The following is a 22,705-nucleotide window of genomic DNA, read 5'->3' as shown; positions in this document are numbered from 1 at the left end:
GCGGGGCGGCAGGGCGGCGGCAGGCCCGGACGGCAAGCGGTTGCCGGTTTTTGCCGGTCGGCGGCAACCCGGCGGCAGCGCACCTCGCCCCCGCTTTCCGCCCCCTTGCCTTGGGGGCAGTTGGCCCGGTCTTTGCGTGGGTGCGCGCATGACTGCATTTCCTCCGCTTCATCAGTTCTTCGACGCCGCGGCGCTCGCCATCGTGCTGGGCGGAACGCTGATCGCGACGCTCCTGCGCACGCCCTGGCGCGATGCCGGGCGGGCGATGCGCGCGCTGGCGGTGCTGCCGCGGCGGCCCTTTTCCGCCGATCCGCTGGTCGAGCAGATCGCCCACCTGTCGCGCATGGCGAAGCGCCAGGGTGTCCTGGCGCTCGACCGCTCGGTCATCACCGATCCCGACATGGCCGAGGCGGTCGCCGCGATCGTCGATGGCGAAGGGGGCGAAGCCGTGGCCGCCCGCCTGAACCTCGCGCGCGCCGCGCGGGTCGAGCGGCATGTCGCCACCGCCGATGTCTGGACGGGCGCCGCCGAGATCGCGCCCGCCATGGGCATGGTCGGCACGCTGATCGGCCTGGCGGCCATGTTCGCGACGATGAACGATCCGCAGCGTATCGGTGGCGCCATGGCGATCGCCCTGCTCGCCACGCTCTATGGTGCGCTGTTCGCCAACCTGGTGGCGCAGCCGATCGCGACGCGCCTGCGTCGCGCGGCGCGGATCGAGGCGTTCGAGCGGACCCGGATCGTCACGCCGCTGGCCGCCCTGGCCACGCGCGAGGCCCCGCGCCCGTCGCGCGGGTCGACCTCACCCCCCAAGTCCGGCCCCAATCTGGTCAGCGTCGCATGACCGAGCCCTTTTTCCCCGAGACGCCGCCCGCGCGGCCGATCTGGCTGATCACGCTGGCCGACCTGGCGCTGTTGCTGATCGGCTTCCTCGTCCTGGTCCAGGCGACCGGGGCGGAGCGCCGCCCCGCCCTGCTCAACGGCCTGCGCGCGCAATTCGGCAGCAGCGACCATGTCGATCAGGCTTTGCGCCTGCCCCCTCCCCCGCCGCCCGCCATGCCGGTGGCGACAGCCGCGCTGAACTTCGCCGCCGGATCGGCCGAGCCGGTCGAGCCCGATGCGTTGTTCGCCCCCTGGGCGCGCGAGGCGCTGGCCGATCCGCGCGTCCGCCTGTCCATCGTCGGTTCGACCGATGGCAGCGCCGCCGATGTCGATCCCGTCACCCATAGCGCGGTCGTGCTGGCCGCCGATCGCGCCCGCACTGCGGCCGCGCTGATCGGTCCGGCCGCCGCCGACCGTTTGATCCTGTCCACCGCCGGAAAGCCAGGCCCACGCGTCGCGTTGGTCACCCTGGTCTTTGCCGGTGAGCCTTCACGGAGACCCTCACGATGATCCTGTCCCTGCTTCTGGCCGGCGCCGCCGGTTTCCAGGATGTCGCCGCGCTCGACGCCGCCGTCACCGCCTTTACCGGCCGTCCGGTCGGGGTGGAGGGTGGCCCCCGTTCACCGATCGACAACCGGCTGAAGCTGGCCCAATGCCCGACGGTCGCACTGTCCTGGCGCACGGAGGCGCATGACGCGGTGGTCGTCACTTGCTCCAGCCCGCAATGGCGCATCTTCGTGCCGGTCCTCTCCGCCCCCAAGCCCGCCCCGGAGCCGCGCATGATGGCCGCCGTGGCGGTGAAGGCCGAACCCGTTATCAAGCGCGGCGACCCGGTCGTGATCGAAGCGGGATCGGAGGGCTTTTCCATCACGAGGGAAGGGATCGCCATGGCCGATGCGGCGCCCGGCGGGCATTTCCCGGTGCGTATCGAATCCGCCCGCCAGCCGATCCAGGCCGTGGCGCTGGCCAGCGGTCGCGCCACCCTGCCCGGCTGGTCCGAATGAGGGGCGCGGGCGCGGCGGAAAACGGGGAAAAAGCGTAAATTCGCGCTAAAGAATCTCCGGCCCCGGCCGTTATACCCCATGTCAGCGGAACCAGAGGGTGCGGGCATGGTGGAAGTAACAAGGCTGAGTGCCGGGGAAGCGAGGGTCGGGCGGGTCGCCGCCGTGACGCGTCCCAACGCGCTCGCTGGAGCCGCCAGCCCCGCACAGCCCCCGGTCAAGGCGAACGACATGAGCGGCGTCAGCAACATGGCCCGCACCCTGGCTGCGCAGCCGCCGGTCGACATGGACCGGGTCGCCCAGATCAAGAAGGCCATCGCCAATGGCGATTTTCCGATCCTGCCGGCGACCATCGCCGACCAGATGATCGCGCTGAAGCTGGACTGGAATGGTAAATGACACGCCGTGACGCCCTGATCCGGGTCATCGAGGCCCTCCACCGCGAAATCGCGGCGCTGAAGGTCAACGACGTGGTCGCGCTGGAACGCGCGACGACCGAGAAGCTGGCCGCGATCGAGGAGGTCGCCGCCCTCGGCACCGGTCCCGCAGGCCCCGAACTGCGCGAGCTGGCCGACGAGGCCAACCGACTGAACGAGACCTGCCGCATCTACGTCAACCTGATGGCGGCCAATGTCCGCCGCCGGTTGCAGACGCTGACCGGCGACTCCGGCATGGGCTATCGCCCCGCCATGCGCGCCTATGCCTGATTGCCGCTTGCCGGGCGGCAACGGCTTGCCGCTTTGCCGGACCAGCGGCCGCGGCACCGGCGAAGCGAGAGGCATCCCCCGAACAACCGATTAGACGAAGCCCGGTTTTCCGGGCTTTTTTATTGCCCTCCGGTCATTCCTGTCGTCTCCCTGACGGCACCGTCAGGAATTGGCACGCCCCTTGCTGAGTATGGCCCGAACAAGGGCTTTTTACCGCAGCATGACCGTCCAACCCGTCTCCCACGCCAGAATCCAATCGGCCATCGCGCTGGCATCCAGCCGCACGGGCGTCGATTTCGGCTATCTGCTCGGCCAGGCGAAGCTGGAGTCCGGCCTGAACGCCAATGCCCGCGCGGGCACCTCCTCCGCCTCGGGACTCTATCAGTTCGTCGAGCAGAGCTGGCTGGCGGTCGTGAAGAAGCATGGCGCGGAGCACGGCCTGGGCTGGGCCGCCGATGCGATCGGCCAGTCGGGCGGACGCTATTATGTCTCGGGCGGCGCGCGCTCGGCGGTGATGGGCCTGCGCAACGATCCGACCGCCGCCTCGCTGATGGCCGCCGAACACGCTTCGGACAACAAGTCCGCGCTGGAATCGACGCTGGGCCGCGAGGCGGGCGGCACCGACCTGTACATGGCCCATTTCCTGGGGCTGGGCGGCGCGACCAAGTTCCTGAGCACGATGGCCAGCAACCCGCAGGCCAGCGGCGCTTCCCTGTTCCCCGCCGCCGCCCGCGCCAACCGTTCGGTCTTCTACGCCTCGAACGGCCAGCCGCGCTCGCTCGCGGACATTTACGACCGTTTCTCGGCCAAGCTGGCCGGCACCAAGGCCGACAGCGACGAGACACGTGCCGCCAACCTGCAATTCGCCGCTCAGGCGCTCGCGCTCCAGGGCATGAACGGCGACGCAACGGTCGTCACCGGCAACAACGAAAGCGCCGCCGATGCGATCGCCTGGGCCAACAGCACCATGAACCAGCTGGGGATGCGCGGCGCCACCGCGACTGGCGACAGCGTGCTGCGGCCCAAGCCCGATCATGCGCGGCTGGCTTACATGATGCTCGCACGGATGGGTGGCTAAGCGATGGGCAAGCTCTTCTCCAGCGGCCGCACCATGGCCCTGCCCGCCGCGATCCTGCTGCTGGTGCTGGTCATGGTCGTGCCGATCCCGCCCGCGCTGCTCGACATCTTCTTCGTCGCCAATATCGCGATCAGCCTGGCCGTCCTGATGGTCGCGCTGAACGCCGAGAAGCCGCTCGACTTCTCGGCGTTCCCGACCGTCCTGCTGTTCGCGACCCTGTTCCGCCTGGGCCTCAACGTCGCCTCGACCCGCATCGTGCTGGTCCACGGCCATGAGGGGGAGAGCGCGGCGGGTCATGTGATCGAGGCGTTCGGCACCTTCCTGATCGGCGGCGACTATGTCGTGGGTCTCTTCGTCTTCGCGATCCTGATGATCATCAACCTGATCGTCGTGACCAAGGGCGCCGGGCGCGTGTCGGAAGTCTCCGCGCGCTTCACCCTGGACGCCTTGCCCGGCAAGCAGATGGCGATCGACGCCGATCTGAACGCCGGGCTCATCACGCCCGACCAGGCCAAGGCGCGCCGCGTCGAGGTGTCGACCGAGGCCGATTTCTACGGTTCGATGGACGGTTCGTCCAAGTTCGTGAAGGGCGACGCGGTCGCCGCCATGCTGATCCTGGCGGCCAATGTCATCGGCGGCCTGATCCTGGGTCCGGTCAGCCATGGCATGGGGATCGCCGACGCGGCCAAGACCTATATCCTGCTCGCCATCGGCGACGCGCTGGTCGCGCAGCTCCCCTCGCTGATGCTGTCGATCGCCGCCGCCGCCATCGTGACGCGCGTGTCGTCGGACAAGGATCTGGCGGGCCAGATCGGGTCGCAGTTCGGCGCGTCCAAGACCTGGATCCCGGTCGCCGCGATCCTGGGCCTGCTGGGCGTGCTGCCCGGCATGCCGCATCTGGTGCTGCTGCCCGCCGCCGCGATCGCCGGTTTCACCGCCTGGAAGCTGCGCCAGATCGAGAAGCGCCCGGTCATCGCCCCCGCCGCCCCCGCGCCCGAGCCGGTCGACCCCTCGCGTATCGGCTGGGACGAGGTCATCGACGGGATGCAGGTGCATATCGACATCGGCTACGGCCTGGTGCCGCTGGTCGACGAGCGTCGCGGTGCGCCGCTGATGGCCCGCATCACCGGCGTCCGCCGCCAGCTGTCCAAGGATCTGGGCTTCGTCGTGCCGCAGGCCCGCGTCCGCGACGACATCAACCTGGCCCCCTATAGCTATCGCATCATCATCAACGGCGTCGTCGCCGCCGAGGATCAGGTCTCGCCCGACGAGATGCTGGCGCTCGACACCGGCCAGGCGTTCGGCGCGCTGAACGGCAAGCCGGTCAAGGACCCGACCTTCGGCCTGCCCGCGACCTGGATCCTGAAGGGCGACGCCGATGCCGCCACCGGCATGGGCTACCTCGTGGTCGATCCGGGCACCGTCATGGCGACGCACCTGAACCACATCCTGTCCTCGAACGCCGCCGAGCTGCTCGGCCCCGACGAGGTCCAGTCGCTGCTCGACGGGCTGAAGGAGCGCGCCGCGCAACTCGCCGCCTCGCTCAGCCCGAACCCGCTGCCGCTCACCACCCTGACCCAGGTTCTCAAGGGCCTTCTTTCGGAGAATATCACCTTGAAGGAGTTCCGCCGCATCGCCAGCGCGATCGCCGTGGCGGCCCAGAAGACGCTCGACGCCGAAGACATTGTCGAGCTGATCCGGCCGCAGCTGGGCGCGCTGATCATCCAGAAGCTGTGCGGGATGCGTGAACCGCTGCGCGTCATGACGCTGGACGGCCAGCTCGAAGGGCTGCTGGGCCAGGCCATGCGCGCCGACACAGCGCGCCGCCATGTGATCGAACCCGATCTGGGCCGCCGCATCACCGAGGCGCTGACCCAGGCCGCCCAGCCGCTGATCGCCGAGGCCAAGCCCTTCGCGCTGGTCGTGCAGCCGGGCGTGCGCATCGCGATGCGCAAGCTGGTCCGCACCTGCCTGCCCGACACGCCCGTCCTCTCCTTCTTCGAAGTGCCCGAGGACAAGGCGGTCGAAGTCGTCGCCGTCATCGGCTCTCCCCATCATCCCCAGCAACAGGCGTTGGCCGCATGAGCGCACATCCCCTGATCGGCGCGTTCATGGACGCGCAGACCTTCAACCCGGCCAATTTCGATCCCGCGCTGGCCAATCCCACGGTCACCGACCAGCCGCTGACCTATCGCCCCGCGCCGCGGCGCGCCGGAATGCCGGGCGGCGATGCGAATACGGTGATCCGCCAGCACCTGCCGCTGGTCCGGCGCATCGCGTGGCATGTGCACGGGTCCATGTCGAGCATGATCGAGGTCGAGGATCTGGTGCAGGTCGGCCTGGTCGCGCTGGTCGAGGCCGCCGCCTCGTTCGAGGAGCGCGGCGTCGAGTTCGGCCATTATCTGAAGTCGCGGCTGCGCGGCGCGATGATCGACGAGCTTCGCCGTCAGGCGACGACGACGCGCGGCGCGATGCGTCGCCGCCGCCAATATCACGAGGCGGTCAACACCCTGTCGCAGACCGAGGGCCAGGTTCCCGCCGACGAGGCGGTCGCCGAAAAGCTGGGCATCACGGTCGAGCGGCTGCGCGCCGACTACAAGACCGCCGAGGCCGTGCGCATGGAGGCGATCGACGATGTCTATGCCGACGACCTGCCCTGGTTCGCCGACGACACGCCCGACGCCTTCGAGCAGCTGGCCGAAAGCGACCTGCGCGACGCGCTGATCGCCGCCATCTCCGCGCTCCCCGAGCGCGAGGCGATGGTGATCCAGCTTTATTATGTCGAGGAACTCAACCTGGAGGAAATCGGCCAGGTGCTCGGCGTCGGCGCCGCCCGAGTCTGCCAGATCAAGAGCGCGGCGCATGCCCGCCTGAAAAAGGCCCTCGCCAGCCAGCGTTGATATCATCCTCCCCGGCACGGGGAGGTGGCAGGGCGCAAGCCCTGACGGAGGGGGATTTCCTCATAGGACGTCCCCAGCGGCACGCCCCCTCCACCAGCTTCGCTGGTCCCCCTGCCCGTGCCGGGGAGGATTGCAATGACGATTCCCGATCGTCCCAACTTGCTTTAAGCGCATCCCCGATGACCGGGGACGCCGATGCTCGCACGCCATGAACGCCATCTGATCGGCCGCTATCTGTGGCCGGGTGCGGGTGGGCGGCTGGTCCTGCTGGTCGCGGGCATCGGCTGCACCGGCGTCATGATCGGCGTCGCCGCGCTGGTGCTGGTCATCGCGGTGATGAACGGCGCGCAGACCAAATTGGCCGAGAGCGTCGCGCCGGTCGACGGACATCTCAGCGTCACCGTGCCTGCCGGTGCGGCACTGACCGAGGCGCAGGTCGCCGCCACCATCGCCCGCATCCCCGGCGTCGTCCGCACCGAGCCGATCCGCGAGATCACCGCCGGTCTGTCGATCGACGGCCGGATTACCCCTATCAAGCTCCAGGGCCGCGATCCCCGCACACTCTATAGACTGGTGCCGACGATGCGCGCGGCGCTGGCGCACAGTATCGATCCCGCGAGTGCGGTGGCGATCGGCCAGACCGCCGCGCTGCAACTGGGCCTGTTCCCCGGCGACCGGATCGCGATCGGCCGGGTCGTCCTCGGCCCCGACCGCACCCTGTCGCTCGACCTGACCCCGGCGCGGGTCGCGGCCTTCTATCCCGATGACGACAAGGGCAGCGACCAGGTGACGCTATATGCCCCGCTCGATTCGCTGCCCATCCTGCAGGACGACTCGGTCGTCACCCGCCGCGTTGCGGTGGTGCTGACCGACGTCACGCAGGAAGCGGCCGTGACGGCGGCGATCCGGCGGCGGCTGGGTCCGGGCTATCCGATCACCAGCTGGCAACAGGCGAATCGCGCGCTGCTCGCCGCGCTCGTCACCGAGAAGATCGGCATGACGATCGCGGTCGGGCTGGTCACGCTGGTCGCGCTGTTCAATATCCTGTCGTCGATGACCCTGCTCGCACGGGCCAAGCGGCGCGAGATCGCGATCCTGCGCACCATGGGCGTGACGGCGCGCAGCATCATGCGGATCTTCGCCACCGTGGGCAGCATCATCGCGCTGATCGGGGCGGGCATCGGCCTGTCGCTGGCCGCCGCACTTCTGACCCAGCGCGGTGCGATCGTCGCCGCCGTACGCCACCTGTCGCCCGCGCGGCAGGCCGAATGGGACGTGTTCCTGTCGCTGCCGATCGGGATTTCGGTGCGCGAGCTGGCGGTGATCGCCCTGAGCGTGATCGCGGGCGCGGTGCTGGCCAGCCTGTATCCGGCCTGGCGCGCGGGGCGGACCTCGCCCGCTTTGGTGCTGCGCGCCGATTGAGCCGATACGAGTAAACCCCGGCGGCATCGCTGCCGCCGGGGTTTGTCCTGCAAACCGGTCCGTGAGGATCTCTCGGCCGGTCGGCCCCGCCACCCGAGTGGGGGCGCGGTGCCGGGGCGCTCAGGATCCGGGAATTACTGTCCGAGCAGCTTGAGCACGCCCTGCTGCGACTGGTTGGCCTGGCTCAACATCGCGGTCGAGGCCTGGCTCAGGATCTGGGCCTTGGCGAGCGCGGTGGTTTCGGCCGAGAAATCGGTGTCCTCGATGCGGCTGCGCGCGTCCGTCAGGTTGGTGACGTTCGAGGTCAGGTTGTTGACCGCCGACTGGAGCCGGTTCTGCGTGGCACCCAGGCCCGCGCGGATGTTGGCGACCTTGCCGATGGCCTTGTCAAAGCTCTCCAACGTCGCGGCCGTGGCAATGGTGCTGGGGCCGGTGGCCGGATCGACCACGGCGATCGCGCTGTTGATATCGGTGTCGGTGGTCAGGTTGCTGAAGGTCATGGTGATGGCGTCGCTGGTGTTCGCGCCCGCCTGAATCTTCACCGCCCCGGCAGTACCTGCCGAACCGTCGAGCAGCTTCTGGCCGTTGAACTGGGTGTTGAACAGGATGTTCGACACCTGCGACGCCAGCGCGTTTTGCTCGGAGGTGATGTTCGCCTTGTCGTTGGTCGAATAGATGCCGTTGGCCTTCTGCACCGCCAGTTCGCGCATCCGCTGGAGCATGTTGCTCACCTCGTCCAGCGCGCCTTCGGCGGTCTGCGCCATCGAGATGCCGTCGTTCGAGTTGCGGATCGCCTGGTTCATGCCGCGCACCTGCGAGGTCATCGAGGCGGCGATGGCGAGGCCGGCGGCGTCGTCCTTCGCGGAATTGATTCGCTTGCCGGTCGACAGGCGCTGCATCGACACGTTCAGCGCTTCCGAAGCGGCGCCGTTGGCGCTCGATGCGCGTAACGCCGAAATATTACTGGCGATAACCGTCATGGTCGTTCTCCAAAGCCGGAGCTCTCCGCCGCCCCCAAGGCGAAGGTCGAGCTGCCAAGACGGGTAACGACCGCTTGAGGCAGGGCTTTAGAGAAAAGAGTCGGATGGGCGCGTTTTTTCGGGCGGAGCCCCCCGACACCTTATTATAAGGCATCGGGGGGTCCACCTTCCGCGACCGAGGGGAAAACCGCGGTCGGCATTCGCCCAGGGCGATTAGCCGAGGAGCTTCAGCACGCCCTGCTGCGACTGGTTGGCCTGGCTCAGCATCGCGGTCGACGCCTGGCTCAGGATCTGCGCCTTGGCGAGCGCAGTGGTTTCTTCCGAGAAGTCCGTGTCCGAGATGCGGCTCTTCGCTTCGGCGAGGTTCGTCATGTTCGACGTCGCGCTGTTGACGGCCGACTGGAGGCGGTTCTGGGTCGCACCCAGGCCAGCCCGGATCGACGACACGTCGGCGATCGCCTTGTCATAGTCGCCCAGCGCGGGATCGGCCTTCAGTGCGGTAGCATCGGTTGTAGCGGTAGAGGAGAAGTCCACGATGAGACCCAGCTGCGAACCCTTCGCAGGGGCTGCCGAAGCGCCAGTCGTCGCCGCCACATAAGTAGCGGTCATGTCGCGAAGCGTGATGTTGACCGTATCCTTGTCAGAAGCACCAGTCTGGATCTTCACGTCGGCCGCGGCAGCCGTCGTGTCGAAGAGGGTCTGACCGTTGAACTTCGTATTCGAGATCACCGACTTGATCTGCGCGGCCAACGAGGTCTGCTCGTTGGTGATGTTCGTCTTGTCGGCGGTCGAATAGGTGCCGTTCGACGACTGGACCTTCAGCTCGCGCATACGCTGGAGCATGTTGCCGACTTCGTTCAGCGCGCCTTCCGCCGTCTGCGCCAGCGAGATGCCGTCATTCGCGTTGCGGATGCCCTGCGCCATGCCCTTGATCTGCGCGGTCATCGAGTCGCTGATGGCGAGACCGGCGGCGTCGTCCTTCGCCGAGTTGATGCGGTTGCCGGTCGACAGGCGCTGCATCGAGGTGCTCAGGGCCAGCGAGGCCGAGGTCGACGCGGCGGTTGCACGCATAGCACTGATATTGCTGGCAATAACGGTCATGTGATGTCTCCAAATCTGCTCGGCGATCCGTCTGTGTCCCCTCTGGACCACCGTGCCGCCGAGTGGAGTAACGGCCGCTTTCCGGCAGGCTTTAGCCGGTTCCATGCAAAATTTTGCCGGGGCGCTTGCCGGAATTGCCGGAACGGTCGCGCGCGCGGCCGGGCGTCGCCCGCACACGTGTGGGCACGCATCGCGCCCGGAAAAAACTTGCCGTTCGGGTTGCCGCATTAACCACGGTTTTACCAAACAGGGGCCATTGCGGAGTCACGAAAGGACTCCACGCCAGATGTCGTCGATTCACCCCTCCGCTGCGCTCGTTAAGCAGAAATATGCGCTGATCTCCGGGCTGCGCGCCCAGGGCATGGCCATTGCCGAGCAGGGCGCGGCCGCCCAGGCCGGGGACCTGTTCCTCGTCACCGACGGCGACGTGGTCGAGCATCCGGCACGCACCGTCGTCGTGTCCGACGGTCCGGTCCCCGCCATCACCCCGGCGATCGGCGGCCACCCGGCCCGCGTGACCTATTCCGCCGCCGAAGCAGGCGTCGGCAACAGCTTCGTCCGCGCCCTGCTGGCAGGCTCGGCCATGCCGACCGCCGCCGACCCGGAAAGCCTGGCGCTCTTCACCCTGGCCGAGCGCGTGGCCCAGGCGGACATCACCGTCCTGATCAACGGCCCGACCGGCACCGGCAAGGAAGTCGTGGCCCGCGCCATCCATGCGCAGTCGACCCGCGCCAACAAGCCCTTCGTCGCGATCAACTGCGCCGCGCTCCCGGAGTCGATGCTGGAGGCGCTGCTCTTCGGCCACCAGAAGGGTGCGTTCACCGGCGCGGCGCAGGCGGGCGAAGGTTTCTTCCGCGCGGCGGACGGCGGCACGCTGCTGCTCGACGAGATTGCCGAGATGCCGCTCCAGCTCCAGGCCAAGCTGCTCCGCGTCCTTCAGGAGCGCGAGGTGATCCCGCTCGGCGCGTCGATGCCGCAGTCGGTCGACGTCCGCGTCATCGCCTGCGCCAACCGCGACCTCCAGGCCGAAGTGGCCGCCGGCCGGTTCCGCGCCGACTTGTACTATCGCCTGTCGGTCTTCCCGCTGACCACCAAGCCGCTGTGCGAGCGTCGCATGGACATCCCCGCGCTCGCCGCGACGATGATCCTGCGCCACGCCGCCGGTCGCACCGCCATTCCGTGGCCCAGCGCGGCGGCGATCGACAAGCTGGCCATGCACAACTGGCCTGGCAATGTCCGCGAGCTGGAAAACGTCATCCAGCGCGCGCTGCTGTTCGCCGGTGGCGCGACGATCGAGCCCGAGCATATCGTGTTCGACCGTCCGATGGTCGCCAACGACCTGGACGACGAGCCGCTGACCGTGACGACCGCGGAAGCGACGCTCGGCAAGGTCGTGCAGATGAGCGAATTCGCCGCGATCCGCGAGATGCTGGCCGCATGCGGCGGCAATCGGGTCGAGACCGCCAAGCGCCTGGGCATTTCGGAGCGCACGCTGCGCTATCGCCTCGCCAAGGCGCGCGAACAGGGCGAGGAGATCATCCGACCCTCTAGCCGGGCCGTGATGGCATGAGCGTCGGTGGTGTCGGCGGTGCGATGAGCGTCGACCGGGTGATGGCGCTTCGTGCCCAGATCCTGGAACGCAATCAGGCACTCAAGGCGGCAAGCCAGGCCGGTGCCAACCAGGCGGCACAGGCCGCCCAGACTCAGCCGGTCGCTCCGCCGACCAGCTTTGCCGATACGCTCGAGTCCGCGCTGAAGGGCGTGAACGAAGGCCAGCAACAGGCCGCCCGCCTGTCCGAATCCTACGAACGCGGCGAAACGGTCGACATCGCCAAGGTGATGATGGCCCGCCAGCAGGCATCGGTCGGGTTCGAGGCGACCCTGCAGGTCCGTAACAAACTCCTGTCCGCCTATAAGGACATCATGAGCATGCCGGTGTAAGATGAGCACTGCCCTCACCCCCGCATCGACCAATCCCGCACCGGCCCTGCCGCCGCTGCCGGAAAAGTTCGCCAACCCGCTTCGCCAGATCAAGTCGGTGATGGCGCAGCCCGCCGTCCGCCGTTCCGCGCCGATGGCGATGCTGATCGGACTGATCGCCGCCGCCGCGCTCGCCTGGATGGCGCTGTCCAGCGCGCCGCAGAAGACGCTGTTCGACAATCTGTCGGACGCGGACAAGCAGGCGGTGACGACCGCGCTGTCCGCCGCGAACATCAAGAGCAAGATCAACGACGGCACCGGCGCGCTGACCGTGAACGAGGAGGATTATTCCCGGGCACGGATGCTGCTGGCGGGCCAGGGCCTGCCCAAGCAGGCCCCCGGCGGCTATGCGATCCTCGACCAGTTGCCTATGGGCGTCAGCCGCGCGGTCGAGGGCGAACGCCTTCGCCAGGCGCGCGAGAGCGAACTGGCGCGCTCGATCGAGGAGATCGACGCGGTGGCCGAGGCGCGCGTGCACCTGGCGACGCCTGACGCCTCGCCCTTCATCCGCGACAAGTCCTCGCCGTCGGCCTCGGTGGTGCTGAAGCTGAACGCCGGGCGCTCGCTGTCGGAATCGCAGGTCCAGTCGATCGTCAACCTCGTCGCTTCGTCGGTGCCGGGCATGAAGCCCGAGGACGTGACCGTGGTCGACCAGATGGGTGGCCTGCTGTCCAAGAAGGGCGCGGACGGCGCGACCGGCGATGATCGCCGCATCGATTTCCAGCGCCGCCTGGAGGAGAAGTACCGCACCCAGCTGATCCAGCTGCTGACCCCGCTGGTGGGTGCTGGCAACTTCACCGCAGAGGTGCAGGCCGACGTCAATTTGGACGAGACCAGCGCGACCAGCGAGCGCTATGACAAGGACGGCGCGCTGCGCGCCGAAACCGGCAACTGGACCGGCAACCAGAAGGATCCGACCACGCCGGGCGGCATTCCGGGTGCGCTGTCCAACACGCCGCCGCCCGCCAGCACGCTGCAACAGCCGCAGCCCGCAAACGGCGCGAACGGTGCGCCGCCCGCCGATGGCAAGCCGGTAGCCGGTGGCCCGGGTCTGAACCCCGAGAAGCAGTCCGACGCCTTCCAGCGCGCCTATGACCTGAACAAGGAAGTGTCGGTGACGCGCGCCACGCCGGGTTCGATCAAGCGGCTGACCGTGGCCGTCCTGCTGCGCGACCCCGCCACCGGCAAGCGCAGCCAGATGGAGATCACCCAGATTTCCGACCTGGTGAAGTCGGCGGTCGGCTTCGACCAGCAGCGCAACGACAATGTCACCGTCATCAGCCGCAAGTTCGCCGACCCAGGCCTCGACGACAAGCGCGCCTGGTACGACAATAGCTGGCTACCCATCGTGGCGCGCAATGCGACCGCACTCTTGATCGCGCTGCTGGTCCTGTTGCTCGGCGTGCGTCCGCTGGTGAAGGCCATGTCGAAGAAGAAGGACGATGCCCAGGGCAAGGCCCTGCCGATGGGGGCCGCCGACGGCGCGACCGAAGGGGCCGGCAATGTGCTGCTCGGCGCCGATGGTCAGCCGGTGATCGGCCCCGACGGCCAGCCCGTGCGCATCGGCCCCGATGGCCAGCCCATGTGGGTCGGCGCGGACGGCCAGCCCATGGCCGGCATGATCGGCCAGCAGCCGCCCGCCGTGACGCTGGACGAGATCGAAGAGACCAACAATTTCGACGAGCGGATCACCAAGGTACGTGGCTTCACTCGCGACAACCCGGCGCGCGCCGCGCTCGCCGTGCGTGACATGATCCGTTCGGAGGCGCAGCAATAATGGCCTCCGCCGAAGAAGGGCGCGTCTATTCGGGGGTCGAACGCGCTGCGGTCCTGATGATGCTGGTCGGCGAGGAAGAAGCCGCTGCCATCCTCCAGAAGCTGGAACCCGATGAAGTGCGCGAGCTGGGCAAGGCGATGTATTCGATCGCCGATGTCAGCGAGCAGGATGTCGGCTTCGTGCTCGACGATTTCGTCGGCTGTGCCCGCGCCCGCGCCTCGATCGCGTTCCAGCCCAAGCCGATCGTCGAGAATGTCATGAACCGTGCGCTCGGCCCCGAGCGCGCCAGCAGCGTCCTGTCGCGCATCGTGCCCGCCGAGGCGCAGTGCGAGATCGAGATGCTCGGCTGGCTGGATCCGATCGACATCGCCAAGATCGTCGAGAAGGAACATCCGCAGATCGGCGCGGTCCTGATCGCCAATTGCGATCCGGCCGTGGCGGGCAAGGTGCTGGAACTGCTGCCCGATGCGATGCAGCCCGACATCCTGCACCGTGTCGCCCGGCTGGGTCCGGTGACGCCGCAGGCGATCGAGACGCTGAACAGCGTGCTCAAGCGCTGGAGCGAAGGCGGCAGCGGCGGCCAGGGCCTGGCCATGGGCGGTTCGCGCGAGGCGGCCAAGATCCTGTCGAGCGCGCGCAAGGCGACCGAGCAGCGGGTCATGCCCAAGCTGTTCAAGATCGACCGCGACGTCGCCAAGCAGATCGAGGAGGCGCTGTTCATCTTCGACAACCTGCTCGACATGGACGACAAGAATCTCGGCACGCTCATCCGCAATGTCGATGGCGAGGTGCTCACCCGCGCGCTCAAGGGCGCGGACGAGGCGGCGCGCGAACGGTTCCTGGGCTGCATGTCGGCGCGTGCGGCGGCGGGTATCCGCGACGAGATCGAATCGCGCGGTCCGATGAAGCTGTCCGAAGTGCTCGAAGCGCAGAAGTCGATGATCACCACCGCCCGCAACCTGGCCAAGGAAGGCACGATCATGATGGGCGGAGGCGAGGACGATTATGTCTGATTTCGTCGCTGGTTTCTCCGCGCGCCAGAATGCGGCGGCCGCCGCGCTGCAACAGGCGTTCGCGCCCCCCGGCGGCTTTGCGCCATCGGGCATGCCGGGCCTGAACATCGACCTGGGTTCCGGGCCGATCTCGTTCCGCCCGCAGGCACCGACCGGCGGGCTGGGCGCGACGGCGGCCGACAATGCCGCCCCCGGCCAGCCGCGCCATTTCCATCCCGCCAGCCGCGATCACGATCCGACCGAAGGCTGGGATCCCTTTGCCGCGTGCGAGGATCCCGTCGAACCGACGGTCGATCCGCTCGCCGCCGCCCATGCCTCGGGTCATGCCGAGGGTTATGCCGAAGGGCTGGCCGCCGCCCAGCGTCAGTTCCAGGCGCAGGCCGAGGCCGAGGCACGCGACGGCCGGATGGTCGATTCCATCGCCGAGGCGCTGTCGGCCCGCGTCGATCGCCAGGCATTGGCCGAACAGCTGCGCCAGACCGTGCTGATGCTGGTCGGCAAGCTGGTCGGAGAGATCGGCGTCGATGCCGACCGGCTGACCGGCCGGATCGAGGCGGCGATGGACCTGCTGTCCGATGCCAAGGAAGCCGCGATGCTGCGCGTCCATCCCGATGACGTGGCGCTGCTGGCCGAGCGCCTGCCGCAGACCGTGTTCCCCGTCGGCGATCCGAATGTGGAGCGCGGCGGCTTCGTCCTCGAAAGCGCCTCGACCATCGTCGAGGACGGCCCCTCGCTATGGCTCGACCAGCTCGCCGCCGCGATCGACAAGGTTCCCGTTCCCCAATGCTGAACCGTTTCACGACCGATTATCTGGAAACGCTGTCCCAGGCGGATTTCGCGCCGCGCCCGGTCGTGGCGGGTCGGCTGGCCTCCTATGACGGGCTGCTGATGGAAGCGGTCGGACTGTCGCTGCCGGTCGGCACCGTCTGCACGATTGGAGAGAGGGGCGGCGAGAAGGACGGGCACTGCGTCGAGGCCGAGGTGATCGGTTTCCGCAACGGCCGCACGCTGATGATGAATCTGGGCGGCCCCGCCCCCCTGCTCCCGCGCGCCCCGGTGCGCCCGCTCGGCCCTCCGGGCGAGGCGGAAGTGGGCGCGGCGATGCTGGGCCGCGTGGTCGACGGGTCGGGCAAGCCGATCGATGGCCTGGGTCCCATTCGCGGCGCCAGCCACTGGCCGCTGGCGGGCAAGATGCAGTCGCCGCTCGACCGGGGCCGCGTGCTGGAGCCGATGGACGTCGGCGTGCGCGCGATCAACGGGCTGCTGACCATTGGTCAGGGTCAGCGCGTCGGCATCATGGCGGGGTCGGGCGTCGGCAAGTCGGTGCTGCTGGGCATGATGGTCCGCGCGGCCCGCGCCGACGTCATCGTCATCGGCCTGATCGGCGAGCGTAGCCGCGAAGTCGCCGACTTCCTCGAGACCAAGGTCGCGGGCGCGGCCCGCGCACGATCGGTCGTGGTTGCGGTGCCGGCCAACCATTCGCCGGTGTTGCGTATCCGGGGTGCCTTGCGCGCCACCGCCATTGCCGAGGCGTTCCGCGCCGAGGGCAAGAAGGTGCTGCTCATCATGGATTCGCTGACCCGCGTCGCCCATGCCGGGCGCGAGATCGGGCTGGCGCTGGGCGAACCCGCCTCGGCCCGCGGCTATCCGCCTTCGGCCATCGCCATGCTGCCCAACCTCATCGAGCGGGCGGGGGCGGATGCGCACGGGACCGGATCGATCACCGCCATCTATACCGTGCTGGCGGACGGCGACGACGGCAACGACCCGGTCGTCGACTCGGCGCGGTCGATCCTCGACGGGCATATCGTGCTCAACCGCCATCTAGCCGAGCGCGGCGTCTATCCCGCCATCGACATCGGCCCCTCGGTCAGCCGCGTGATGACCGACATTGTCGGCCGTCCGCATGCCCAGGCCGCGCGGACGCTGCGCCGTCATCTGGCGACGTACGAGGAGAATCGCGATCTCGTCCTGATGGGTGCGTATCGCGCGGGCGCGGACCCGGCGATCGACGCCGCCATCGCCTGCCACCCGGCGGTGATGGAATATATCCGGCAGGACGCCGACGAGGTCGTGCCGCTCGACCATGCGGTCGAGGAGCTGGTGGGCATTTTCGGCCAGCCGATCGGCTGATCCGTTTTCAAGGGGGGACACGAATGGCATCGCGGCAACAGACGATGCTGACCCGGCTTCACCGGGTCCGCACGCTGCAACTCAACCTGACCATGGCCGACGAGGCGCGCGCGCAGGAGCGGGTCGCCTCCGAACACCAGCTGTCGCAGCGTATCGGCCAGCTGATCGAGGCGGTGACGCCTGCCCCGGCCGTCACCGCGTCCGCCGCGTCGCTGATGGCGAAGGCGCATTTCCGCCACCGCCTGCTTGAATCGGCCGATGCCGCAACGGCGCGCATCCAGGTGGCCGAGCATCGCGCCGCCCAGGCGGGCGAACAGACCAGGGCGGCCAAGCGCGACCAGACCGCCGTCGAGAAGCTGATGGATCGCGCACGCCTGGCCGCGATCCGCGCAGAGATGCGCGCGCTGGAGGACATGCCCGCCAGCGGCGGTGCGCGTCGCAACCGGCACGATCCTTGCTGACAGACCTGTCATGATGCCCTCCATCTCCTCGCTGACGCCCTCCGGCACCGCTTCCGCCCGCTTGGGTGCCGGGGCCGGCGCGGGCGATCCGATGGCCTCCGCCTTCGCGATGCTCTTCGCGCTGATGCCCGGCATGGGCGATACGTCGGGTTCGGACAGCGCCGAGGGCGCGCCCCGGTCGGACGGCGACCCGGCCAAGGACGGCAGCCCAACCGAAAAGGACGGCAAGGACGTGCCGAGCGAGGCCGCGGCCTTGCCGGTGATGCCGTTTGCGATCCCGCCCCTCTCGCTCGCCCCCCTCGAACCCGTCGCGTCGCCGGTTGCCGCGTCCGGCCGCTCGCCCGCGCCGATCACCACGCTTCTGGCGGCCATGCCGACCCTGCCGGACGCCGGGTCCGCGCCAACGACCGCGCCGCTCGCCAGCGCCGCCGCGCCCGATCCGAGCACGATGCCGGTCGCAACGGGCCAGCCGATCACCTTCGATCCTCTCAAGGGAACGATGCCGGTCCCCACCGCCATGACGCCAGTCGCTGCGAACAGCCCGGTCACCTTCGATCCCCTTAAGGGCATGATGCCGGTCCCGACCGCCATGACGCCGGTCGCTGCGAACGGCCCGGTCACCTTCGATCCCCTCAAGGGAACGATGCCAGTCCCCACCGCCATGACGCCGGTCGCTGCGGATGACGGGATGCCCGAATTGCAGGTCACGGCCCGCCCCGCTGCGCCGCTGACGATGACGATGACCGTGCCGGGCGTTCGGGTCACGACACCATCCTCCGCGTCGCCGGTCGTGGCGGCTGCAAGGTCGGATCCGGCCGTTCCTTCCGGAACGCGCCTTGATCCCGTCGCCATGATCGCCGGCGGCACGCCCCCAGGCACGGAGGCCGTGACCGCGCAAGCGACGCCGGTCCCTGCGATCCCCCGTGACGCGGAGCCAAATGCTCCGATAACGACACAGGCGAAGGCGTCCCTGCCCATTGCTGCACGTGACACGGCGCAAGCCGCCTCGGTCTCGCCAGTCCCTGAAGCGACGCCCCCCTCGACCGAGCAAGTCGTCCGCACCACCGCGTCCGGCATTCCGCTGGTGATTCGCGGCGACTCCTCGCCGACGGTCTTGCCCATCGACGCCGCGCCCATGGCTAAGGCGAACGATGGCACCCCCCCCATATCCCCCCGGCAGGACACCCCTCTCCGCTTTGCGGTGACGAACGGGTCGGCGCCCGTCGTGGCGCCCCTGCCGATTCAGGCCCCTGCCCCGATCATCCAGGCGGGCCAGAGCGCGCCCGCCATCCAGCTTTTCGGAACCGCGATGCGCGGCGAGCAGAGTTTGGACCTACGCACCGATCGCCGCAAGGACGAGCCTGCGCTGTCGGTCGATCTCGCAACGCTGACCCGCGCCGATTCGCTCACCGCCGCGCCGGTCGTCGCGACCACGGGGGCCGGGCAGGCCCCGCTCGACATGACGCACCATCACTGGCCGCAGGGGATGATCGACCGCATCGACCGGATGCGTGAGGACGCCGCGACCGCCGATACCCGTATCCAGCTGTCGCCCGACGCGCTGGGCGGCATCGCGGTGACCCTGCGGCACGAGGAAGGCACGACACATATCCGCTTCACCGCCGACCAGGCGCAGACCGCGTCCCTGCTCGCCGACGCCCAGCCGACGCTGGCGCGACTCGCCGAGGAGAAGGGGATGCGCCTGGGCCAGACGGCGGTCGATATGGGCCAGTCGGGCATGGGCGGCGATCGACAGGCGCCGCCGCGTCGCCCCGACTCCGTCGTGCCGACCCGCCCCGCCTTTGTGGGTGCCACCGATTCCAGCGACGCCGGGGACCCGGCCGCCGCCTCCACCCGAATCGCCTGAGGACTGAGCCATGAGTGACACCAAGGAAACCAACGAAAAGGCGCCCAAGAAGAAGGGCAAGCTGGGCAAGATCATCGTGATGGTGGTCGGCGTGCTCGTCCTGCTGGGCGGGGGCGTGGGCGCCGGGCTGTATGCCGCCAATTCCGGCCTGATCGGCGGCGGCGGCCATGCCAAGGGAGACAATGGCGAGGCCGAGGCCGAAGCCAAGCATCCCGGCCCCAAGCTGGTGCCCAAGTCCGAGCAGAAGCGCGCCGGAGCCGAGGGTGAAGGCGGCGAGGGCGGCGAAGGCGGTCATGGCGGCGGCGAAGGCGGCGGCGAGGGCGGCCATGGCGAAGGCGGCGGCGAGGCCAAGGAAAACAAGGGCATGCCGACCCCGGTGGGCGATGGCGGCGAACGCTATGCGTCCAATTATTACGAGCTGCCCAAGGACTTCACCTCGAACATGCGCGACTCGGTGCATATCATCCAGGTGGGGCTGGCCATCTCGACTCCCTATGACGACACGGTCATCAACAACCTGAAGACCAACGACCTGGCGGTCCGCTCGGCCATCCTGATGACCCTGGGCGACGCCAATGAGGAAATGGTGTTTTCCAGCGAGGGCAAGCGCCAGCTGCAACGCAAGCTGGTCGACTCGATCAACGAGATTCTGCGGCAGAAGGAGGGATTCGGAGGCGTCGCTAACGTCTACTTTACCAATTTCGTTGTTCAGTGAGGCATGGTTAACGCCGCCCCCCAGGTTGAACGCCGCGAACGCGGTCGTGAACAGGTCGCCGATCACGGCGTGCTGGGCACGACCAAGCTCAATCCGTTCGGCGACCTGCATACGATGCAGCATCTGTCCGCGCGTCTCGCGCGGTCGCTGCGGGGGCTGTTCGAATCCCTTCTGCGCGAGGAACTGCGCTGCTGGGCGGAGCCGCTGGTCGTCCAGCGCTTCGCCGACTACCGGGCCGAGCGCGGCGACGGCCTGAGCGCGTGGTTGCCCATGACGATGACCTCGCCCAGCGGCATCACCTCCGACGCCCAGGCGCTGATCGTCATCGACGGCGCGTTCAGCCTGGCGCTGATCGACCTGTTGTTCGGCGGCAACGGTGCCGTGCCCGACGTCCTGCCGCCCGAATTCTCCCCCGCCGCCGAGGCGATGGTGCGCCAGCTGGGCGACATGATGGCCGCGCCGCTTCGCGGTGCCTGGGAATCGCTCGCCCGGATCGATTTCCGCGCCGGTCATCCCGAAGCCTCGCCCGCCATGCTGTCGGGGATCGAGGGCGACGACGCGATGATCGTCACCCGCTTCGGCATCGACGGGCGCAACCGCCGTCCGACCATGATCGACATCCTCTATCCGGTCAGCGCGTTGAAGCCGCACGGCTCCGCTTTGACCGGCAAGGTCGTCGACAAGCAGGCCGAGGTCGATCCCACCTGGCGCGGCGACCTGACCCGCGCGGTGATGACGGTGCGCTTCCCCGTCCGCTCGGTGCTCGCCGAACCCGTCGTGTCGCTCAGCCGCCTGATGGAGCTGAAGATCGGCGACGTGATCCCGATCAGTTTCGGCCCGGAAGTGCCGGTGATGGTCGGCGGCGACCTGCTCGGCATGGGCACGGTCGGCACCGCCAATGGCCGCGCCGCCGTCCAGCTTACCTCGCTCAACCGGTCCATCGAAGGACTGGCCCGCGCTCACGAAGGATTCGAAGAATGAACGATATGGCCGGGGGCTTCCCCGTCGACACATCGGTCGCGGCCAATTTCCGGCTGCTCCAGGATGTCGACGTCAAGCTGACCGTGGAGATCGGCTCGACCCAGCTGTCGCTGCGCGAGCTGCTGGCGCTGTCCGAATCGAGCGTGATCGAGCTGGACCGCCAGGCCAATGAGCTGCTCGACGTGCTGGTCAACGGCACGCTGATCGGGCGCGGCGAAGTGGTGACGGTCGGCGACCGGTTCGGCGTGCGCCTGACCGAGCTGGTCAACCCCGACAAGCGCGGCTGATCCATTCATGCTCTGGTCCTATATCCTGAAGCTGGTCATCCTGCTGCCGCTGATCTGCGGGTTGATGATCGGTTGCCTCTATCTCTGGCGCCGTCTGGAAAGCCGGATGCCGGGCAGGCCCGCCACGCGGCTGATCCATGTGCGCGAGACGATGATGATCTCGCCCGGCCTGCGCCTGGCGGTCATCGAGTTCGAGGGGCGCAACCTGCTCGTCTCGGTTGGGCGCGGCGGCGTCCAGCTGGTCGACAAGGTCGAGGGCAACGGGGTCGAGGGCAACGGGACCAGCCCGGCCGCGCCGAACCCGGCTCCGCTGACGCCGACCACCCCGCGCCGTCCCGATTTCGTCTCGCGCTTCGCCCCCAAGAAATTCGACCAATGAGCATTTCCGTGACCCGCCGGGGCACCGGCCCCGCGCTGATCCGTGCGCAGGACCGTGATGTGCCGAAGCGCAGCCTGAAGCCGTTGTGGATCCTGCTCGCCCTGCTGCTGGCGCTGGTCATCGCGATGCCCGCCTTTGCCCAGGCCGTCCCGGCGCCCGCCGCAGCCCCGGCACCCGGCGTCGGCGACGCGGTGGACCGCGCGCTGGGCCAGCTGGGCGGTGGTGCCAATGGCGGCTCGGGCTCGCTGAGCTTGTCGCTCCAGGTCCTCATCATCATGGGCCTGCTGACGATCCTGCCGGGCATCATCCTGATGATGACCAGCTTTACCCGGATCGTCATCGTGCTCGCCATCCTGCGCCAGGCGCTGGGCCTGCAGCAGACGCCGCCCAACCAGGTGCTGATCGGCCTGTCGGTCTTCCTGTCGCTGTTCATCATGGCCCCGACGATCAGCCAGATGAACACCAATGCGATCGAACCCTATGCGCAAGGCCGCCTGCCCGGCACCGAGATGATCAAGGCCGCCGGTGCGCCGCTCCACGCCTTCATGGCCAAGCAGACGCGGGTGAAGGACGTGTCGATGTTCGCTGAAATGGCGAAGTCGGGCCCCTATGCCAGCCCCAAGGACATTCCCTATGCCGTGCTGCTCCCCGCCTTCGTCACTTCGGAACTGAAGACCGCGTTCCAGATCGGCTTCCTGATCTTCCTGCCCTTCATCGTCATCGATCTGGTCGTCGCCACCGTGCTCATGGCGCTGGGCATGATGATGCTGTCGCCCTCGATCATATCCCTGCCCTTCAAGCTGTTGCTGTTCGTGCTGGTCGATGGCTGGGCGCTGACCATGGGCAGCCTGGCGAACAGTTTCGCGACGTAGAACGCCTATTCCCTCTCCCCTGGACAGGGGAGAGGGAAGATCAGAGTTGAAAGCGATCAGCATTGCACGGTTTTAGCCCCTCCCCTTCAGGGGAGGGGTTGGGGTGGGGCATCGCCATGGGCGTTTCGCTTGCGGAAGCGCCCCACCCCCGGCCCCTCCCCTGAAGGGG

At 68.5% G+C, this 22,705-nt stretch carries 24 protein-coding genes; 22 read left to right on the top strand and 2 right to left on the bottom strand.

The annotated features are described in order from the left end of the window. Positions 1 to 148: 148 nt before the first annotated feature. The 9 genes from BSZ14_RS11435 (at position 149) to BSZ14_RS11395 (ending at position 7,990) form a co-directional block, all read left to right on the top strand. Positions 149 to 844, top strand: a complete 696-nt coding sequence (locus tag BSZ14_RS11435) for a motility protein A (RefSeq protein ID WP_076711019.1) — start codon at positions 149 to 151, stop codon at positions 842 to 844. Continuing rightward, positions 841 to 1,392, top strand: a complete 552-nt coding sequence (locus BSZ14_RS11430; protein ID WP_241823731.1) for a hypothetical protein — start codon at positions 841 to 843, stop codon at positions 1,390 to 1,392. Before BSZ14_RS11435 ends, BSZ14_RS11430 begins: the two co-directional genes overlap by 4 nt. Continuing rightward, positions 1,389 to 1,886: a flagella basal body P-ring formation protein FlgA gene (locus BSZ14_RS11425; RefSeq protein WP_076711018.1), complete on the top strand. Its 498-nt coding sequence runs from the start codon at positions 1,389 to 1,391 to the stop codon at positions 1,884 to 1,886. Before BSZ14_RS11430 ends, BSZ14_RS11425 begins: the two co-directional genes overlap by 4 nt. 78 nt (positions 1,887 to 1,964) lie before the next feature. Then, on the top strand, positions 1,965 to 2,282 hold the full coding sequence (gene flgM / locus BSZ14_RS11420) for a flagellar biosynthesis anti-sigma factor FlgM (RefSeq protein WP_241823730.1): 318 nt from the start codon (positions 1,965 to 1,967) through the stop codon (positions 2,280 to 2,282). Beyond that, the gene (locus tag BSZ14_RS11415) at positions 2,279 to 2,590 is read left to right on the top strand and encodes a flagellar protein FlgN (RefSeq protein WP_042487332.1); all 312 of its coding nucleotides are present in this window, start codon (positions 2,279 to 2,281) and stop codon (positions 2,588 to 2,590) included. Before flgM ends, BSZ14_RS11415 begins: the two co-directional genes overlap by 4 nt. A 220-nt stretch (positions 2,591 to 2,810) precedes the next feature. After that, positions 2,811 to 3,668, top strand: a complete 858-nt coding sequence (locus BSZ14_RS11410; protein ID WP_076711016.1) for a flagellar biosynthesis protein FlgJ — start codon at positions 2,811 to 2,813, stop codon at positions 3,666 to 3,668. Positions 3,669 to 3,671: 3 nt separating this feature from the next. Continuing rightward, positions 3,672 to 5,753: a flagellar biosynthesis protein FlhA gene (gene flhA, locus BSZ14_RS11405; protein WP_042487337.1), complete on the top strand. Its 2,082-nt coding sequence runs from the start codon at positions 3,672 to 3,674 to the stop codon at positions 5,751 to 5,753. Next, the gene (locus tag BSZ14_RS11400; protein ID WP_076711015.1) at positions 5,750 to 6,568 is read left to right on the top strand and encodes a sigma-70 family RNA polymerase sigma factor; all 819 of its coding nucleotides are present in this window, start codon (positions 5,750 to 5,752) and stop codon (positions 6,566 to 6,568) included. The genes flhA and BSZ14_RS11400 overlap by 4 nt, the downstream gene beginning before the upstream one ends. Positions 6,569 to 6,763: 195 nt before the next feature. Continuing rightward, on the top strand, positions 6,764 to 7,990 hold the full coding sequence (locus BSZ14_RS11395) for an ABC transporter permease (protein ID WP_076711014.1): 1,227 nt from the start codon (positions 6,764 to 6,766) through the stop codon (positions 7,988 to 7,990). A 134-nt stretch (positions 7,991 to 8,124) separates the two neighbouring features. On the opposite strand, the gene BSZ14_RS11390 is transcribed toward BSZ14_RS11395, so the two are convergent. Then, positions 8,125 to 8,970, bottom strand: a complete 846-nt coding sequence (locus BSZ14_RS11390) for a flagellin N-terminal helical domain-containing protein (protein ID WP_076711013.1) — start codon at positions 8,968 to 8,970, stop codon at positions 8,125 to 8,127. A gap of 213 nt (positions 8,971 to 9,183) precedes the next feature. Continuing rightward, positions 9,184 to 10,071, bottom strand: coding sequence for a flagellin N-terminal helical domain-containing protein (locus tag BSZ14_RS11385; protein WP_076711012.1), 888 nt, complete (start codon positions 10,069 to 10,071; stop codon positions 9,184 to 9,186). A 286-nt stretch (positions 10,072 to 10,357) separates the two neighbouring features. On the opposite strand from BSZ14_RS11385, the gene BSZ14_RS11380 reads away from it, so the two are divergent. Genes BSZ14_RS11380 through fliP form a run of 13 tightly spaced genes read left to right on the top strand, consistent with a single transcriptional unit; the run spans position 10,358 to position 22,536 of the window. After that, on the top strand, positions 10,358 to 11,641 hold the full coding sequence (locus BSZ14_RS11380) for a sigma-54 interaction domain-containing protein (RefSeq protein WP_042487348.1): 1,284 nt from the start codon (positions 10,358 to 10,360) through the stop codon (positions 11,639 to 11,641). Then, on the top strand, positions 11,638 to 12,012 hold the full coding sequence (fliE, locus tag BSZ14_RS11375; RefSeq protein ID WP_007406156.1) for a flagellar hook-basal body complex protein FliE: 375 nt from the start codon (positions 11,638 to 11,640) through the stop codon (positions 12,010 to 12,012). Before BSZ14_RS11380 ends, fliE begins: the two co-directional genes overlap by 4 nt. A 1-nt stretch (position 12,013) precedes the next feature. Beyond that, entirely contained in the window at positions 12,014 to 13,828 is a 1,815-nt protein-coding gene (fliF, locus tag BSZ14_RS11370) for a flagellar basal-body MS-ring/collar protein FliF (protein WP_042487351.1), read from the top strand. Next, a complete protein-coding gene (gene fliG, locus BSZ14_RS11365; RefSeq protein WP_042487354.1) occupies positions 13,828 to 14,841 on the top strand; it encodes a flagellar motor switch protein FliG in 1,014 nt (337 codons plus the stop codon). Before fliF ends, fliG begins: the two co-directional genes overlap by 1 nt. After that, positions 14,834 to 15,631: a FliH/SctL family protein gene (locus tag BSZ14_RS11360; protein ID WP_076711011.1), complete on the top strand. Its 798-nt coding sequence runs from the start codon at positions 14,834 to 14,836 to the stop codon at positions 15,629 to 15,631. Before fliG ends, BSZ14_RS11360 begins: the two co-directional genes overlap by 8 nt. Then, a complete protein-coding gene (locus tag BSZ14_RS11355; RefSeq protein ID WP_042487361.1) occupies positions 15,625 to 16,974 on the top strand; it encodes a FliI/YscN family ATPase in 1,350 nt (449 codons plus the stop codon). The genes BSZ14_RS11360 and BSZ14_RS11355 overlap by 7 nt, the downstream gene beginning before the upstream one ends. Before the next feature lie 23 nt (positions 16,975 to 16,997). Then, entirely contained in the window at positions 16,998 to 17,435 is a 438-nt protein-coding gene (locus BSZ14_RS11350) for a hypothetical protein (RefSeq protein ID WP_042487364.1), read from the top strand. Between the two features lie 10 nt (positions 17,436 to 17,445). Continuing rightward, positions 17,446 to 19,302 (top strand): flagellar hook-length control protein FliK, encoded by a 1,857-nt coding sequence (locus tag BSZ14_RS11345; RefSeq protein WP_076711010.1) that lies wholly within the window; start codon positions 17,446 to 17,448, stop codon positions 19,300 to 19,302. A 10-nt stretch (positions 19,303 to 19,312) separates the two neighbouring features. Beyond that, on the top strand, positions 19,313 to 20,017 hold the full coding sequence (locus BSZ14_RS11340) for a flagellar basal body-associated FliL family protein (protein WP_076711009.1): 705 nt from the start codon (positions 19,313 to 19,315) through the stop codon (positions 20,015 to 20,017). A 3-nt stretch (positions 20,018 to 20,020) separates the two neighbouring features. Next, a complete protein-coding gene (locus BSZ14_RS11335) occupies positions 20,021 to 20,998 on the top strand; it encodes a flagellar motor switch protein FliM (RefSeq protein WP_076711008.1) in 978 nt (325 codons plus the stop codon). Next, the gene (gene fliN, locus BSZ14_RS11330) at positions 20,995 to 21,285 is read left to right on the top strand and encodes a flagellar motor switch protein FliN (protein WP_042487397.1); all 291 of its coding nucleotides are present in this window, start codon (positions 20,995 to 20,997) and stop codon (positions 21,283 to 21,285) included. Before BSZ14_RS11335 ends, fliN begins: the two co-directional genes overlap by 4 nt. Positions 21,286 to 21,292: 7 nt before the next feature. Then, positions 21,293 to 21,664 carry a FliO/MopB family protein gene (locus BSZ14_RS11325; RefSeq protein ID WP_042487399.1) on the top strand — a complete coding sequence of 124 codons (372 nt, stop codon included), beginning with the start codon at positions 21,293 to 21,295 and terminating at the stop codon, positions 21,662 to 21,664. Further along, positions 21,661 to 22,536 carry a flagellar type III secretion system pore protein FliP gene (fliP, locus tag BSZ14_RS11320; RefSeq protein WP_076711007.1) on the top strand — a complete coding sequence of 292 codons (876 nt, stop codon included), beginning with the start codon at positions 21,661 to 21,663 and terminating at the stop codon, positions 22,534 to 22,536. The genes BSZ14_RS11325 and fliP overlap by 4 nt, the downstream gene beginning before the upstream one ends. Positions 22,537 to 22,705 lie beyond the last annotated feature (169 nt).

Source organism: Sphingomonas sp. Sph1(2015), assembly GCF_001970915.1.
GTDB classification, from domain to species: Bacteria; Pseudomonadota; Alphaproteobacteria; order Sphingomonadales; family Sphingomonadaceae; genus Sphingomonas; species Sphingomonas parapaucimobilis.
This window is presented reverse-complemented; position numbering and strand designations above follow the sequence as displayed.

Coding starts and splice junctions, on each gene's coding strand:
- BSZ14_RS11435 (WP_076711019.1), top strand. CDS start 149: ATGACTGCATTTCCTCCGCTTCATCAGTTCTTCGACGCCGCGGCGCTC.
- BSZ14_RS11430 (WP_241823731.1), top strand. CDS start 841: ATGACCGAGCCCTTTTTCCCCGAGACGCCGCCCGCGCGGCCGATCTGG.
- BSZ14_RS11425 (WP_076711018.1), top strand. CDS start 1,389: ATGATCCTGTCCCTGCTTCTGGCCGGCGCCGCCGGTTTCCAGGATGTC.
- flgM (WP_241823730.1), top strand. CDS start 1,965: ATGTCAGCGGAACCAGAGGGTGCGGGCATGGTGGAAGTAACAAGGCTG.
- BSZ14_RS11415 (WP_042487332.1), top strand. CDS start 2,279: ATGACACGCCGTGACGCCCTGATCCGGGTCATCGAGGCCCTCCACCGC.
- BSZ14_RS11410 (WP_076711016.1), top strand. CDS start 2,811: ATGACCGTCCAACCCGTCTCCCACGCCAGAATCCAATCGGCCATCGCG.
- flhA (WP_042487337.1), top strand. CDS start 3,672: ATGGGCAAGCTCTTCTCCAGCGGCCGCACCATGGCCCTGCCCGCCGCG.
- BSZ14_RS11400 (WP_076711015.1), top strand. CDS start 5,750: ATGAGCGCACATCCCCTGATCGGCGCGTTCATGGACGCGCAGACCTTC.
- BSZ14_RS11395 (WP_076711014.1), top strand. CDS start 6,764: ATGCTCGCACGCCATGAACGCCATCTGATCGGCCGCTATCTGTGGCCG.
- BSZ14_RS11390 (WP_076711013.1), bottom strand. CDS start 8,970: ATGACGGTTATCGCCAGTAATATTTCGGCGTTACGCGCATCGAGCGCC.
- BSZ14_RS11385 (WP_076711012.1), bottom strand. CDS start 10,071: ATGACCGTTATTGCCAGCAATATCAGTGCTATGCGTGCAACCGCCGCG.
- BSZ14_RS11380 (WP_042487348.1), top strand. CDS start 10,358: ATGTCGTCGATTCACCCCTCCGCTGCGCTCGTTAAGCAGAAATATGCG.
- fliE (WP_007406156.1), top strand. CDS start 11,638: ATGAGCGTCGGTGGTGTCGGCGGTGCGATGAGCGTCGACCGGGTGATG.
- fliF (WP_042487351.1), top strand. CDS start 12,014: ATGAGCACTGCCCTCACCCCCGCATCGACCAATCCCGCACCGGCCCTG.
- fliG (WP_042487354.1), top strand. CDS start 13,828: ATGGCCTCCGCCGAAGAAGGGCGCGTCTATTCGGGGGTCGAACGCGCT.
- BSZ14_RS11360 (WP_076711011.1), top strand. CDS start 14,834: ATGTCTGATTTCGTCGCTGGTTTCTCCGCGCGCCAGAATGCGGCGGCC.
- BSZ14_RS11355 (WP_042487361.1), top strand. CDS start 15,625: ATGCTGAACCGTTTCACGACCGATTATCTGGAAACGCTGTCCCAGGCG.
- BSZ14_RS11350 (WP_042487364.1), top strand. CDS start 16,998: ATGGCATCGCGGCAACAGACGATGCTGACCCGGCTTCACCGGGTCCGC.
- BSZ14_RS11345 (WP_076711010.1), top strand. CDS start 17,446: ATGATGCCCTCCATCTCCTCGCTGACGCCCTCCGGCACCGCTTCCGCC.
- BSZ14_RS11340 (WP_076711009.1), top strand. CDS start 19,313: ATGAGTGACACCAAGGAAACCAACGAAAAGGCGCCCAAGAAGAAGGGC.
- BSZ14_RS11335 (WP_076711008.1), top strand. CDS start 20,021: ATGGTTAACGCCGCCCCCCAGGTTGAACGCCGCGAACGCGGTCGTGAA.
- fliN (WP_042487397.1), top strand. CDS start 20,995: ATGAACGATATGGCCGGGGGCTTCCCCGTCGACACATCGGTCGCGGCC.
- BSZ14_RS11325 (WP_042487399.1), top strand. CDS start 21,293: ATGCTCTGGTCCTATATCCTGAAGCTGGTCATCCTGCTGCCGCTGATC.
- fliP (WP_076711007.1), top strand. CDS start 21,661: ATGAGCATTTCCGTGACCCGCCGGGGCACCGGCCCCGCGCTGATCCGT.